Genomic DNA, 14,608 nt, shown 5'->3' on the forward strand with positions numbered 1-14,608 from the left:
GGCGAGGGCGTCCGGGCCACGCGGCGGCAGCCGCATCGAACAGGGCCGGGCGCCCTCGTCGTGCGCTCAGCCCCTGCGGGCCAGTGCCAGTGTGCGTTGCGCCGCCGCCACCACCGCCGCGTCGACGAAGCCGCCGTCCGGCAGGGTCTGGGCGCCCTGTTCCGCCGCCGCGGTCTTGACGACGAGTTCCGCCTCTTCGATCTCCTCGGCGGTGGGGAGGTAGGCCCGTTCGATGACCGGGAGCTGGCGGGGGTGGATCGCGGCCCGCCCCAGGAAGCCCAGCGCCCGGCCGCGAGCGCAGGACGCAGCGAGGGCGTCCAGGTCCCTGGTGTCGGGATGGACCGACTGGGGCGGCGGCGCCAGGCCGGCAGCCCTCGCCGCCACGATGACGCGGGAGCGGGACCAGTCGAGGCCGGCGTCGGCGCGTACGCCCAGGTCGGCCCGTAGATCCGCCTCACCGAGGGCGATACCCCGGAGGGAGGGGTGCGCGGCGGCGATGGCGTACGCGTGCTCGACACCCAGCGCGGTTTCCAGAAGGGCGTAGAGGGCAGGCACGCCGCCCTCGGCGGAACGTGTCCCCTCGGCGATGCCGACGACCTGCCGAGCCGAGGTCACCTTCGGGAGTCTTACCCCCGAGACCCCGGGCAGGGCCGCCACCACCTCGAGGTCGGCGGCGGCCAGCGGGCCGTCCACGGCGTTCACCCGGACGTGGACCGCTACCGGCTGGGCCTCGGAGAGCAACTCGGCCGTGGCCGCACGGGCGTAGTCCTTGCGGTCCGGGGCGACCGCGTCCTCGAGGTCGATCACGACCACGTCGGCACCGGAGAGCAGGGCCTTCGCGACGATGTGCGGGCGGTCGCCCGGGGCGTAGAGCCAGGTGAGGGGTGCCGGCGTCACAGGGCGCCCTCGCTGCGCAGGACGGCCAGTTCCGCGGCGGTCAGGCCCAGTTCGGTGAGGATCTCCGCCGTGTCCGCGCCGTGGGGGCGGCCCGCCCAGCGGATCGCGCCGGGGGTGGAGGAGAGGCGGAAGAGGACGTTCTGCATGCGGAGGGGGCCCAGTTCGGGGTCGTCGACGGTGGTGACCGTGTCGAGGGCCCCGTACTGCGGGTCCCTCAGCACGTCCCGTACGTCCTGGATCGGCGCCACCGCGGCCTCGGCCTTCTCGAAGGCCGCGAGCACGTCGGCGCGGGTGTGCCGGGCGATCCAGGTGCCGACCGCTTCGTCGAGGACGTCGGCGTGGCGGGCGCGGTCGGCACCCGTGGCGAACCACGGCTCGTCGATCAGCTCCGGGCGGCCGACCAGCCGCATCAGGCGCTCCGCCACCGACTGGGCTGACGTCGAGACGGCGACCCAGGAGCCGTCCGCCGTGCGGTAGGCGTTGCGCGGGGCGTTGTTGGCGGATCGGTTGCCGGTGCGTTCCTGCACGTATCCCAACTGGTCGTACCAGGTCGGCTGCGGGCCGAGGACCGTCAGGATCGGCTCGATGATCGCCATGTCGACGACCTGGCCCTCGCCCGTGCGCTCGCGGGCCGCCAGCGCCGTCATCACCGCGTACGCCGTCGCCAGGCCCGCGATGGAGTCGGCCAGGCCGAACGGCGGGAGCGTCGGGGGCGCGTCAGGTTCGCCGGTGATCGCGGCGAAGCCGCTCATCGCCTCGGCGAGGGTGCCGAAGCCGGGGCGGTGCGCGTACGGGCCGAACTGGCCGAAGCCGGTGACCCGGGTGAGGATCAGGCGGGGGTTGGCGGCGGACAGTTCCTCCCAGCCCAGGTCCCACTTCTCCAGGGTTCCCGGGCGGAAGTTCTCGATGATCACGTCGGCCGTGGCGGCGAGGCGCAGGAGGGTGGTGCGGCCGCCGGGCTTCGACAGATCCAGCGTCATCGTGCGCTTGTTGCGGGCCAGGAGCTTCCACCACAGGCCGATGCCGTCCTTCGACGGGCCGTGACCCCGCGACGGGTCGGGTTTCGCGGGGTGCTCGATCTTGATGACCTCGGCGCCGAAGTCACCGAGCATGGTGGCGGCGAGGGGGCCGGCGAAGAGGGTGGCGAGGTCCAGGACGCGCAGGCTGCTCAGCGGGGGGTCGGCGATGTCGGTCATGGGCGGGAAGCCTCCACATGGGTGAGGTGGGCCAGGGCGTCGAAGGCGATGCCGTCGAAGTCGCCGACGGACGTGGCCAGTCGGTTCTTGAGGGGGGTCGTCCAGCGGTCGGGCAGCGCGGTGGGAGTACCGGCCAGGAGGGCGGCGATGCTGCCGGCCGTGGCGCCGTTGGAGTCGGTGTCCCAGCCGCCCGACACGGCACGGCAGATGGAGCCGGTGAAGTCGCCGTCGGCGTGGGTGAGAGCGGCGGCGATCAGGGCGGTGTTGGGAACGGCGTGGACCCAGTGGTGGGTGTCGGCGTGGAGGGCGTGGAGTTCGTCGACGACGTCGTCGAAGTCGTCGTGCGCCCTTGCCAGTTCGATCGCGTGACGGACGGCCCTGGCCAGGCGGGATCCGGGCGGGACGACGGTGAGGCCCGTGCGGAGGCACGTGTGGACGTCATACGTGCCGGTGGCCGCGGTGGCGATGGCGGCCGCGGTGAACATCGCCGCGTAGACGCCGTTGGCGGTGTGCGTGAGCGTGGCGTCGCGGTGGGCCTGTTCCGCGGCGGCGGCCGGGTTGCCGGGGTTGGTCCAGCCGTGGACGTCGGCGCGGATCAGGGCGCCGATCCATTCGCGGAAAGGGTTGCGGTGGCGGGCGGTGTGCGGGGGTTCGATGCCGGAGAGGAGGTTGCGGTAGGCGATGCGTTCGGCGGTGAAGACCCGGCCGGCGGGGAGTTCGTCGAGCCAGAGCCTTGCCACGTCCGTGGTGGTGAAGGTTCTGCCGTGGCGTTGGAGCAGGAGGAGGTTGAGGAGGGGGTAGTTGAGGTCGTCGTCCTCGGGCATGCCGTCGATGTTCTCGGCGAGGGAGGTTGTGGCTGAGCGGCGGTTCCAGGGGTGTGCGGCGAGGAGGTCTTGGGGGACTCCTCTGGCTGTGAACCAGGTGTTGAGGGGCCAGTTGCCGGTGGATTCGGCGAGTTGGCGGATGCCTTGGAGGGGGAGCTTCTCGACTGGTTTGCCCAGGAGGCAGCCGACTGCTCGGCCCAGCCAGGCTGCTTCCAGTTGGGCCGGGGTGGGGGGTGCCGTTGAGGTGGGGACGCTCACCCGCGCTTGCGGGGTGCCTCCCCCAGAGGGGGGACCCCCAGCGCCCACCCTCCCCCACTCTTGGCTTCGCTCGAGCGGGGGGACCCCCATCGCCCCAGCGCCACGACTGCCCGCAGGCTGACGGCATGGCTGCGCGGACTTCGGCCAGTTCGGGCACAGGGACCTGATCTTCTCCAGGTCCGTCGGTTCGTCGTCCTTCAAGCTGCTCGGCAGGTCCGCCAGTTCGTCCAGTAGGTCTTCCGCGAGCAGTCGTAGATAGCGCGATGCCTGTTCACCCGATGCCCCCGCCCGTTCCGGAGCCTGCGAGCCCCCCGCCGCTCTCCATCTCGCGGCGATCGCCGCGGGCTCTCGGCCGTCCTGCCGTGCCTGGCGGAGTTCGTGGCCGAGGAGGTCCTCCGGCTGGACCCAGGTCAGTCGGAGCATTTCGGGCCTCCGAGCCGGGTGAACGCCTGCTCGTGGGTCCGGCGGCGCAGGACGTCCCTTTCGAAGATCTCCCTCGTGACCTCGGTGAGCGTGCGGGGCGGCTGCCACAGGTCCAGGCGGCTGGACTCCGCGACCGTCTTCGCCCAGTCCTCCGGGACGGGGGCGCCGAGGGCTCCCGCGATCGCCCCTGCCATCGTCGCGATGGAGTCGCAGTCGCGGCCGTAGTTGACCGCTCCGAGGACCGCTTGCCGGTAGTCGCCGGACGCCACCACCAGCATGCCCAGCGCGACGGGAAGTTCCTCGACGGCGTGCAGGCGGGAGGGACGGCGGGCGGCCAGGGAGGGAGAGCGGTAGTCCGGGCCCACCGAGTCGTAGGGCGCGACCGCCTCCCGCAGCGGGCCCAGTGCCGACTCGAAGTCCGTGTACCGGCGTGCCGTTTCGCAGACCTTCTCGATCGCCGTTCGGGTGCCGTCCTTCGCCAGGTCCAGGCACGCAGCCACCACCGAGTCCGGGGTCGCGCCGGGCGCGGTCGCCGCCGCCACGGCCGCCGCGAAGACGCCCGCCGCCTCACGGCCGTACGACGACTGATGGGCTCCCGCGATGTCCAGTGCCTCGGCGTACGCGGCCGGCGGGTTGGCCGCGTTGACCAGGCCGACCGGAGCCATATACATCGCCGCCCCGCAGTTGACGATGTTGCCCACCCCTGCCTCGCGGGGGTCCGCGTGGCCGTAGTGAATCCTCGTCACCAGCCATTTCTCCGCCAGGAAGATCCGCTGGAGCGGGAGGGCCTCCGCCTCCAGTTCAGGGATCCAGCGCGGTGTCGTCATCAGGTCGGGGACCAGTTGGTCTGCGACGGCGTAGGCGTCCAGGTGGTCGCGGACCGTGGCGTACACCCGTACCAGCGCGTGGGTCATCAAGGTGTCGTCGGTGACGTGGCCGTCGCCCTTGTGGTACGGGGCGATGGGGCGGGCGGTGCGCCAGGCGTCGCCGTTCCAGGGACCGACCACGCCGTGCACGCGGCCCCCGTGGCGCTCGAGGATCTGGTCGGGGGAGTAGCCCTCGACGGGACCGCCGAGGGCGTCGCCCACCGCCGCCCCCACCAGGGCTCCGGTGATCCGGTCCTCCAGGCTGCTTTCTGACTCTTTGGGCGTCATGCCCCGAATCATCCTCCTGGCGGGGCCGGTTGTGCGGCTTCCAGGAGTTCGGCGAGTTCCACCAGGTCGGTGCCGGTGAGGCGGGGGAGGACGCAGCCGGAGAGGGTGCGGCAGGTGGCGCGCCAGGACGCCGGGATGGAGTCGCCGCCGCCCAGCGCGCCGGTCAGGGCGCCCGCCAGGGCCGGCGCCGAGTCGGCGACCCGGGAGAGGCAGGCCGCCGCCGGCACCGCTTCCGCGATGCGGCCGCGCGCTGCCGTGGCCAGCGCCAGGGCCACCGGGACCGTCTCCGCCGCCGCGATGCCGTAGCTGTAGACGTGGTCGACGATGTGGTGCTCCAGCAGAGGGATCGCGGCGAACGCGCTCTCGGCGTCGTGGGCCAGCTTCAGCGCGTCGCGCGCGTTGCGGCCGATCTCCGTCTCCTCGGGGAGTTCGGCGAGCGCCGCCGCCACACAGGCCGTCACCTCCGCGCCGGCCAGGGCCAGCGCGAGGGCCGCCGCCATCGCCCGGGCGCCGTGCACCCCGTCGCCGTCCTGGGTGTAGCGGGCGTCGAACTCGGCCAGTTCGGCGGCGAGTCGGGCGTCGCCCGGATGCGCCACGGCGAGCACGCAGGCCCGTACGCAGGCCGCGTCGTCGAAGTAGTGCGGGTTGTCGTGGCCGGTGGCGGGCGGGCGCAGGCCGGTGACGAGGTTGCCGAGGCCGGCCCGGACGGAGATGCGGGCGCGCAGGGGAAGGACCGCCGACTCGACCTCGGGGGCGCGCTCGGCCGCGGCCGCGACCTCGCTCGCGGCCGCGTTCCAGGTCAGGTCGATGGCGGCGCGGGTGCGGCGTTCCCGGCTCAGGTCGCCGAGCACGCTGTCGTCCCCGGCCCGCAGCACGGCCTCCGCCGCGAACACCGCCCACTCGGCGTCGTCGGAGGGGCCGAGACGGAGGGGTTCCGGGGGCTGGTTCAGGGCGATCGGGACGGGGAGCGTCGTCGTCGCGTTCTGCTCGGCGAACGTGTCCAGTTCGCGGGTGAGGCGGCGGGTCCACTCGGGCATCCGGGCGGCCCGGTGCCGGGCGGCGGGCCAGCCGGCGGCGTCGCCCGCGGCGAGACCGAGGAGCAGGCCCTCGATGCGGCGCGCGCTCACGGCTGCATCTCGTCCGCGTCGGCGGCCGGCGACAACACGGGTGCCTCGTCCGGGGGAGTGCGTGCCGGGCCCCGGGCCTCGGACACGATCCGCCGGAGGGGCCCCGGTGTGCAGGCGACCCGGTCGGGGGCCGGTTCCCTGGTGCCGGACCGTACGAGGAGGTCCGCGATGTCCAGCACGTGGTACCCCGCCATCGACGGCAGGCAGCTGCCGCGGGCGGGGCCGATCTGAGCCGCCCACTCCGCGGGGATCGCCGAGATCCCCCGGGTCGCGCCCGCCAGGGCACCAGCCACCGCGGCCGTGGTGTCGGCGTCGCGGCCCATGTTCACCGCGGTCAGGACGGCGTCGCGGAAGTCGCCGTCCGCTGCCGCGTACGCGCCGAAGGCCAGGGCCACCGCCTCGGGGGCCAGGTCCGTCCACGGGTAGCCGCCGATCACCACCGCCGAGCGGACCGCCCGTTCGCCACGGTGGGCCACCGCCACCGCCCTGCGCAGGGAGCGGGCCGTCCAGGAGTCCTCCGGGACGACGGCCAGGGCGGAGGCGACCACCGCGATCGACCCGGCCCCCGCCATCGCCGCCGCCACGCCCGCCGCCACCGCCTGGCCGCCGTAGATCCCCTCGCCCTCGTGGCTGACCGAACCGTCGATCGCCACCAGCCGGGCCGCCTCCGCCGGGCGCCCCGCCGCGAAGACCCCGAAGGGGGCCGCCCGCATGGCCAGGCCGTCGCTCCAGGCGTGGCGGTGCTGGGCGGAGATGGGGGCGGCCAGTCCGCGGCGCAGGTTCTCCAGCGTGCCGCGCTCGCTGAAGCCCGCTCCGCGGAAGCGGCCCTCGTCCCGGTCCGCGATCAACTCGTGCCAGGCCGCCTCGACATGTGCCGGGGTGAGGGCGGAGCCGTGCCTGGCCAGCAGGAGGCCGGAGAAGGTCGCGTACTCGGTGTCGTCGGTGCCGGCCGGCTTCTCGGCGACGTAACCGGTGATGCGGCCCCACCGCGCGCGGATCTCCGAGGGTTTCATGTTCTCGGCCGGTGCCCCGAGGGCGTCGCCGACCGCCAGACCGAGGAGTGCCCCGCGGGCCCGTTCGCGGAGTCCGGCGGCGTCCTCGGGCGCCGGGACCGAGGGAATGCAGGCGATCGATGCCATACGTGGCCTCTCCTCCGGGGGCTTCTGACCGGGCGCGGAGCCCTTGGGAAATGTGTCCCACAGGAGGGGGTTCGCCAGAGCCCGACCGGCCTCAGCGTCACCCGGTCGACATATGTGCGAGCTCCTACACGGATGAGCGCCAAACGGTATAACCGCAGGTTAGCCCAGCCTTTCCTTGGTGGCGGGAACGGAATTCAAGGCGTAGGTTCAGCGTTGTCGAAAAGTAGAACTTGTCCAAACTAAGCTTTGCCTTGGCTTCCCAGGGGGACCCTTATGGCCATCATCGAGACCGAAGCGACGCTGCACGAGGCGCACCGCGACAACCACACGCACCGGGATGTGAACGGCGGCTGGCTGCGCCCCGCCGTCTTCGGCGCGATGGACGGCCTGGTCTCCAACCTCGCCCTCATGACCGGCGTCGCGGGCGGGTCCGTGAGTCACCGGGCCATCGTGCTGACCGGGCTCGCGGGGCTCGCCGCCGGGGCCTTCTCCATGGCCGCCGGCGAGTACACCTCCGTCGCCTCGCAGCGCGAGCTCGTCGAGGCCGAACTGGACGTGGAGCGGCGGGAGCTGAGAAAGCACCCCAAGGACGAGGAGGCCGAGCTCGCCGCGCTCTATGTGGCCCGCGGTGTCGAGCCCGAGCTGGCGCGGCAGGTGGCGGGGCAGCTCTCCCGGGACCCCGAGCAGGCGCTGGAGATACACGCCCGCGAGGAGCTGGGCATCGACCCCGGTGATCTGCCGTCCCCGCTGGTCGCCGCCGTGTCCTCGTTCGGCTCGTTCGCGCTGGGCGCCCTGCTCCCCGTACTGCCGTACCTGCTGGGGGCGACCGCACTGTGGCCTGCCCTGCTGCTCGCGCTGATCGGGCTCTTCGCCTGCGGTGCCGTCGTGGCCAGGGTGACGGCGCGGACCTGGTGGTTCAGTGGTCTGCGGCAGCTCTCTCTCGGTGGTACGGCGGCCGGTGTGACGTACGTCCTGGGCAGTCTGTTCGGAACCGCCGTAGGATAGGGCGGCTGAACTTATGCGTTGGGCCGCATAAGTAGCCGTTACTTGCTGGTTTCGAATGCTTAACCACGGGGCATGAGCCGTAAGCGCTGTGGGCAATGACGCCTGCCGCACACCCGCGGGGTGAGCGATGACGCTCTCCCCGCCCATGGATCGATGGACACCGATCTGTCCGCATCGGTCCTCACATACTTCTGTCGCCCGGCGCGGTACCCCGCCGCGACCGTGGCGTCCGCATGTTGGAACGGAATATCCCGGTTCCCGAGAACCGCTCCATCATGTAACCTGCACGAAATTTTGCACACACGCAGAGGGCCAGCGTCGTCCCTCGGCACCTGCATATGCCACATGACGACGACGGGAGAGCCGATGCGTACGCCGCGCCAGCCGTCCCAGCACTCTGCGAATGGCCAGAACTGGTCGTTCATGGATGCTCGCCCTGCTGCGCAGGGTATGTACGACCCCCGCAACGAGCACGACGCCTGTGGCGTCGGCTTCGTGGCCACCCTCACCGGCGAGGCGAGCCACACGCTGGTCGAGCAGGCGCTGACCGTTCTGCGCAATCTCGAACACCGCGGTGCCACCGGCTCCGAGCCCGACTCGGGCGACGGCGCCGGCATCCTCTCCCAGGTGCCCGACGCCTTCTTCCGCGACGTGGCCGGATTCGAGCTCCCCGCGGCCGGTGCTTACGCCGTCGGTATCGCCTTCCTGCCGGAGGACTCCGCCGCCGAGGCCGTCTCGCAGATCGAGACGATCGCCGCCGACGAGGGCCTCACGGTCCTCGGCTGGCGCGAAGTCCCCATCGCCCCCGAGCTGCTGGGTGCCACCGCCCGCTCGACGATGCCGGTCTTCCGTCAGGTCTTCGTCACCGACAACGCCGCAGCGCCTGCCACGGGTATCGCCCTCGACCGCAAGGCCTTCGTGCTGCGCAAGCGCGCCGAGCGGGAGGCGGGTGTCTACTTCCCGTCCCTCTCGGCCCGCACCATCGTCTACAAGGGCATGCTGACCACGGGCCAGCTCGAGCCCTTCTTCCCGGACCTGTCCGACCGCCGCTTCGCGTCGGCCGTCGCCCTCGTCCACTCCCGCTTCTCGACGAACACCTTCCCGAGCTGGCCGCTCGCCCACCCGTACCGCTTCGTCGCGCACAACGGTGAGATCAACACCGTCAAGGGCAACCGCAACTGGATGCAGGCCCGCGAGTCGCAGCTGGTCTCCGACCTGTTCGGCCCGCAGGAGAAGCTGGACCGCGTCTTCCCGGTGTGCACACCGGACGCCTCCGACTCGGCATCCTTCGACGAGGTGCTCGAGCTGCTCCACCTCGGTGGCCGCTCGCTCCCGCACTCCGTGCTGATGATGATCCCGGAGGCGTGGGAGAACCACGACTCCATGGACCCGGCCCGGCGCGCCTTCTACCAGTACCACGCCACGATGATGGAGCCCTGGGACGGCCCGGCCTGCGTCACCTTCACCGACGGCACCCAGGTCGGCGCGGTCCTCGACCGCAACGGTCTGCGCCCCGGCCGCTACTGGGTCACCGACGACGGCCTCGTCGTCCTCGGCTCCGAGGTCGGCGTCCTCGACATCGACCCGTCCAAGGTCGTCCGCAAGGGCCGTCTGCAGCCCGGCAGGATGTTCCTCGTCGACACCGCCGAGCACCGCATCATCGAGGACGACGAGATCAAGGCGCAGCTCGCCGCCGAGCAGCCGTACGCCGAGTGGCTCGAGGCCGGCGAGATCGAGCTGGGCGACCTGCCCGAGCGCGAGCACATCGTGCACACGCACGCCTCGGTCACCCGCCGCCAGCAGACCTTCGGTTACACCGAGGAGGAGCTGCGCGTCATCCTCGCGCCGATGGCCAAGGCCGGTGCGGAGCCGATCGGTTCGATGGGCACCGACTCGCCGATCGCCGCGCTGTCCTCGCGCCCCCGTCTGCTCTTCGACTACTTCACCCAGCTGTTCGCGCAGGTCACCAACCCTCCGCTGGACGCGATCCGCGAGGAACTGGTCACCTCCCTGCGCTCGTCCCTCGGCCCCGAGGGCAACATCCTCGAGCCGACGGCCGCCTCCTGCCGCAGCGTCACCCTGCCTTTCCCGGTCATCGACAACGACGAGCTGGCCAAGCTCATCCACATCAACGCCGACGGCGACATGCCCGGCTTCAAGGCCGCGACCCTGTCCGGCCTGTACCGGGTGCACGGCGGCGGTGACGCCCTCGCCGCGCGCATCGAGGAGATCTGCGCCGAGGCCGACGCCGCCATCGACAACGGCGCCCGGCTGATCGTCCTGTCGGACCGGCACTCGGACGCCGAGCACGCGCCGATCCCGTCGCTGCTGCTCACCGCGGCCGTCCACCATCACCTCATCCGCACAAAGCAGCGCACCGAGGTGGGCCTGCTCGTCGAGGCCGGTGACGTCCGCGAGGTCCACCACGTCGCCCTGCTCATCGGCTACGGCGCCGCCGCCGTCAACCCCTACCTGGCGATGGAGTCCGTCGAGGACCTGCTGCGCGCGGGCACCTTCATCAGCGGCCTCGAGCCCGAGCAGGCCATCAAGAACCTGATCAAGGCGCTCGGCAAGGGTGTCCTGAAGGTCATGTCCAAGATGGGCATCTCGACCGTCGCCTCCTACCGCGGCGCCCAGGTCTTCGAGGCCGTCGGCCTCGACGAAGCCTTCGTCGAGAAGTACTTCTACGGCACCGCCACCAAGATCGGCGGCGTCGGCATCGACGTCGTCGCCAAGGAGGTCGCCGCCCGCCACGCCAAGGCCTACCCCGCCTCCGGCATCGCTCCCGCGCACCGTGCGCTGGAGATCGGCGGCGAGTACCAGTGGCGCCGCGAGGGCGAGCCGCACCTGTTCGACCCGGAGACGGTCTTCCGCCTTCAGCACTCGACGCGTGCCAACCGCTACGACATCTTCAAGAAGTACACGGACCGCGTGAACGAGCAGTCCGAGCGCCTGATGACGCTCCGTGGCCTGTTCGGTTTCAAGTCGGACCGTCCGTCGATCCCCATCGACGAGGTCGAGCCGGTCTCCGAGATCGTCAAGCGCTTCTCCACGGGCGCCATGTCGTACGGCTCCATCTCCAAGGAGGCGCACGAGACCCTCGCCATCGCCATGAACCAGCTGGGCGGCAAGTCCAACACCGGTGAGGGCGGCGAGGACCCGGAGCGCCTGTACGACCCGGCGCGCCGGTCGTCCATCAAGCAGGTCGCCTCCGGCCGCTTCGGTGTGACCTCCGAGTACCTGGTCAACGCGGACGACATCCAGATCAAGATGGCCCAGGGCGCCAAGCCCGGCGAGGGCGGCCAGCTGCCCGGCCACAAGGTCTACCCGTGGGTCGCCAAGACCCGGCACTCGACCCCGGGCGTCGGCCTGATCTCCCCGCCGCCGCACCACGACATCTACTCCATCGAGGACCTGGCCCAGCTGATCCACGACCTGAAGAACGCGAACCCGCAGGCGCGGATTCACGTCAAGCTGGTCTCCGAGGTCGGCGTCGGCACGGTCGCGGCGGGTGTGTCCAAGGCGCACGCGGACGTGGTGCTCATCTCCGGCCACGACGGTGGTACGGGCGCCTCCCCGCTGACCTCGCTGAAGCACGCGGGCGGCCCCTGGGAGCTCGGCCTCGCCGAGACCCAGCAGACGCTGCTGCTCAACGGGTTGCGCGACCGCATCGTCGTGCAGACCGACGGCCAGCTGAAGACCGGCCGTGACGTCGTCATCGCCGCTCTGCTCGGCGCCGAGGAGTTCGGTTTCGCGACCGCGCCGCTCGTCGTCTCCGGCTGCGTCATGATGCGCGTCTGCCACCTGGACACCTGCCCGGTCGGCATCGCCACCCAGAACCCGACGCTGCGCGAGCGGTTCGCCGGCAAGGCCGAGTACGTCGTGAACTTCTTCCAGTTCATCGCCGAAGAGGTCCGCGAGATCCTCGCCGAGCTGGGCTTCCGCTCCATCGAGGAGGCCGTCGGCCACGCCGAGGCGCTCGACGTCACCCGTGCCGTCGACCACTGGAAGGCGCAGGGCCTGGACCTGGAGCCGCTGTTCCACGTGCCGACGCTGCCCGAGGGCGCCGTCCGCCACCAGGTCGTCGCCCAGGACCACGGCCTGGAGAAGGCGCTCGACAACGAGCTCATCAAGCTCGCCGCCGACGCTTTGGCCGCGTCCAGCGCCACCGACGCCCAGCCGGTGCGCGCCCAGGTCGCGATCCGCAACATCAACCGCACGGTCGGCACCATGCTCGGCCACGAGGTGACGAAGAAGTTCGGCGGCGCGGGCCTGCCCGACGACACCATCGACATCACCTTCACGGGCTCGGCCGGCCAGTCCTTCGGCGCCTTCCTGCCGCGCGGTGTCACGCTGCGCCTCGAGGGCGACGCCAACGACTACGTCGGCAAGGGCCTCTCCGGCGGCCGGGTGGTCGTCCGTCCCGACCGGGGCGCCGACCACCTCGCCGAGTACTCGACGATCGCGGGCAACACCATCGCGTACGGCGCGACCGGCGGTGAGCTGTACCTGCGCGGCCGCACGGGCGAGCGGTTCTGCGTCCGCAACTCCGGTGCGCTGGTCGTCTCCGAGGGCGTGGGCGACCACGGCTGCGAGTACATGACCGGTGGTCACGCGGTGGTCCTCGGCGAGACGGGCCGCAACTTCGCGGCCGGCATGTCCGGTGGCATCGCGTACGTCGTCGACCTCGACCGCGACGACGTCAACGTCGGCAACCTCGACTCGATCGAGGCGCTGGACGACACGGACAAGCAGTGGCTGCACGACGTGGTGCGCCGTCACCAGGAGGAGACCGGCTCGACGGTGGCCGAGAAGCTCCTGGCCGAGTGGGACACGGCGGTCGACCGCTTCAGCAAGATCATCCCCAGCACGTACAAGGCAGTGCTCGCCGCCAAGGACGCCGCCGAGCGAGCGGGACTCTCCGAGTCCGAGATCACCGAGAAGATGATGGAGGCGGCGATCAATGGCTGACCCGAAGGGCTTCCTGAACCACGGCCGTGAGGTCGCCAAGTCCCGCCCCGTCCAGGAGCGCGTCAAGGACTGGAACGAGGTCTACGTCCCCGGCTCGCTGCTGCCGATCATCAGCAAGCAGGCCAGCCGGTGCATGGACTGCGGCATCCCGTTCTGCCACAACGGCTGTCCGCTGGGGAACCTGATCCCCGAGTGGAACGACTACGCCTACCGCGAGGACTGGTCGGCGGCGAGCGAGCGCCTGCACGCCACGAACAACTTCCCGGAGTTCACGGGCCGCCTGTGCCCCGCTCCCTGTGAGTCGGCGTGCGTGCTCGGCATCAACCAGCCGGCCGTCACCATCAAGAACGTCGAGGTCTCCATCATCGACAAGGCGTGGGACGCGGGCACCGTCGCCCCGCAGGCCCCGGAGCGCCTGTCCGGCAAGACCGTCGCGGTCATCGGCTCGGGCCCGGCGGGCCTGGCCGCCGCCCAGCAGCTCACGCGGGCGGGCCACACCGTCGCCGTCTACGAGCGCGCGGACCGCATCGGAGGCCTTCTCCGGTACGGCATCCCCGAGTTCAAGATGGAGAAGCGGCACATCAACCGCCGTATCGAGCAGATGCGCGCGGAGGGCACCCGCTTCCGTACCGGCATCGAGATCGGCCGCGACCTCAAGGCGACCGACCTGAAGAAGCGGTACGACGCGATCGTCATCGCCGCCGGCGCGACGACCGCCCGTGACCTCCCGGTCCCCGGCCGTGAGCTCAAGGGCGTCTACCAGGCGATGGAGTACCTGCCGCTGGCCAACAAGGTCCAGGAGGGCGACTACGTCACCGCTCCGATCTCGGCCGAGGGCAAGCACGTCGTGGTCATCGGGGGTGGCGACACCGGCGCCGACTGCGTGGGCACCGCCCACCGCCAGGGCGCGGCCTCCGTCACGCAGCTGGAGATCATGCCCCGCCCGAACGACGAGCGGAACGCGCTCGCCCAGCCGTGGCCGACCTTCCCGATGCTCTACAAGGTCACCTCCGCGCACGAGGAGGGCGGTGAGCGGGTCTACTCCGTCTCCACCACCCACTTCGAGGGCGACGAGGACGGCAACGTCCAGTGGCTGCACATGGCCGAGGTCGAGTTCGTCGACGGCAAGCTGACCCAGAAGCCGGGCACGGAGCGCAAGATCCCCGCCCAGCTGGTCACCCTCGCCATGGGCTTCACCGGCACCGACCGTGAGAACGGCCTGGTCGAGCAGTTCGGCCTGGACCTCGACGAGCGTGGCAACATCGCCCGCGACGCCGACTTCCAGACCAACGTGCCCGGCGTGTTCGTCGCCGGTGACGCCGGCCGCGGCCAGTCCCTCATCGTCTGGGCCATCGCGGAGGGCCGCTCGGCCGCCCGTGGTTGCGACCGCTTCCTCACGGGCGCGAGCGACCTGCCGGCCCCGATCCGCCCGACGGACCGCGCACTGATGGTCTGACGGACGGACCCCCATACGTCCCGTACAACGGCGTACGGAACACAGACGGCGCCTGCCCCTTGTCCCCGACCGGACGAATGGGCAGGCGCCGCCGCCTTTTCCAGGACGACCGCTGTCCAGGACGGCCGCCGGTCAAGACGGCGGCTGCTCAAGACGGC

General features: G+C 71.5%; 9 protein-coding genes. 3 read left to right on the forward strand and 6 right to left on the reverse strand.

Annotation, left to right across the window (positions count from 1 at the left end):
* Positions 1–66: 66 nt before the first annotated feature.
* Genes ABZO29_RS33200 through ABZO29_RS33225 form a run of 6 tightly spaced genes read right to left on the reverse strand, consistent with a single transcriptional unit; the run spans position 67 to position 7,018 of the window.
* A complete protein-coding gene (locus ABZO29_RS33200; protein ID WP_367323873.1) occupies positions 67–897 on the reverse strand; it encodes a CoA ester lyase in 831 nt (276 codons plus the stop codon).
* Positions 894–2,093, reverse strand: a complete 1,200-nt coding sequence (locus ABZO29_RS33205; protein ID WP_367323874.1) for a CaiB/BaiF CoA transferase family protein — start codon at positions 2,091–2,093, stop codon at positions 894–896. The genes ABZO29_RS33200 and ABZO29_RS33205 overlap by 4 nt, the downstream gene beginning before the upstream one ends.
* Positions 2,090–3,598 carry an ADP-ribosylglycohydrolase family protein gene (locus tag ABZO29_RS33210; protein ID WP_367323875.1) on the reverse strand — a complete coding sequence of 503 codons (1,509 nt, stop codon included), beginning with the start codon at positions 3,596–3,598 and terminating at the stop codon, positions 2,090–2,092. Before ABZO29_RS33210 ends, ABZO29_RS33205 begins: the two co-directional genes overlap by 4 nt.
* Positions 3,586–4,752, reverse strand: coding sequence for an ADP-ribosylglycohydrolase family protein (locus tag ABZO29_RS33215; RefSeq protein ID WP_367323876.1), 1,167 nt, complete (start codon positions 4,750–4,752; stop codon positions 3,586–3,588). Before ABZO29_RS33215 ends, ABZO29_RS33210 begins: the two co-directional genes overlap by 13 nt.
* An 8-nt stretch (positions 4,753–4,760) precedes the next feature.
* Entirely contained in the window at positions 4,761–5,993 is a 1,233-nt protein-coding gene (locus ABZO29_RS33220) for an ADP-ribosylglycohydrolase family protein (RefSeq protein ID WP_367326313.1), read from the reverse strand.
* Entirely contained in the window at positions 5,876–7,018 is a 1,143-nt protein-coding gene (locus ABZO29_RS33225; RefSeq protein WP_367323877.1) for an ADP-ribosylglycohydrolase family protein, read from the reverse strand. Before ABZO29_RS33225 ends, ABZO29_RS33220 begins: the two co-directional genes overlap by 118 nt.
* Positions 7,019–7,291: 273 nt before the next feature.
* Between ABZO29_RS33225 and ABZO29_RS33230 the strand changes: the two genes are divergently transcribed.
* The 3 genes from ABZO29_RS33230 (at position 7,292) to ABZO29_RS33240 (ending at position 14,450) form a co-directional block, all read left to right on the forward strand.
* Positions 7,292–8,023, forward strand: a complete 732-nt coding sequence (locus ABZO29_RS33230) for a VIT1/CCC1 transporter family protein (protein WP_367323878.1) — start codon at positions 7,292–7,294, stop codon at positions 8,021–8,023.
* Positions 8,024–8,389: 366 nt separating this feature from the next.
* On the forward strand, positions 8,390–12,994 hold the full coding sequence (gltB, locus tag ABZO29_RS33235; RefSeq protein ID WP_367326314.1) for a glutamate synthase large subunit: 4,605 nt from the start codon (positions 8,390–8,392) through the stop codon (positions 12,992–12,994).
* On the forward strand, positions 12,987–14,450 hold the full coding sequence (locus ABZO29_RS33240) for a glutamate synthase subunit beta (protein ID WP_367323879.1): 1,464 nt from the start codon (positions 12,987–12,989) through the stop codon (positions 14,448–14,450). Before gltB ends, ABZO29_RS33240 begins: the two co-directional genes overlap by 8 nt.
* Positions 14,451–14,608: the final 158 nt, after the last annotated feature.

The organism is Streptomyces sp. HUAS ZL42 (genome assembly GCF_040782645.1).
Classification (GTDB): domain Bacteria; phylum Actinomycetota; class Actinomycetes; order Streptomycetales; family Streptomycetaceae; genus Streptomyces.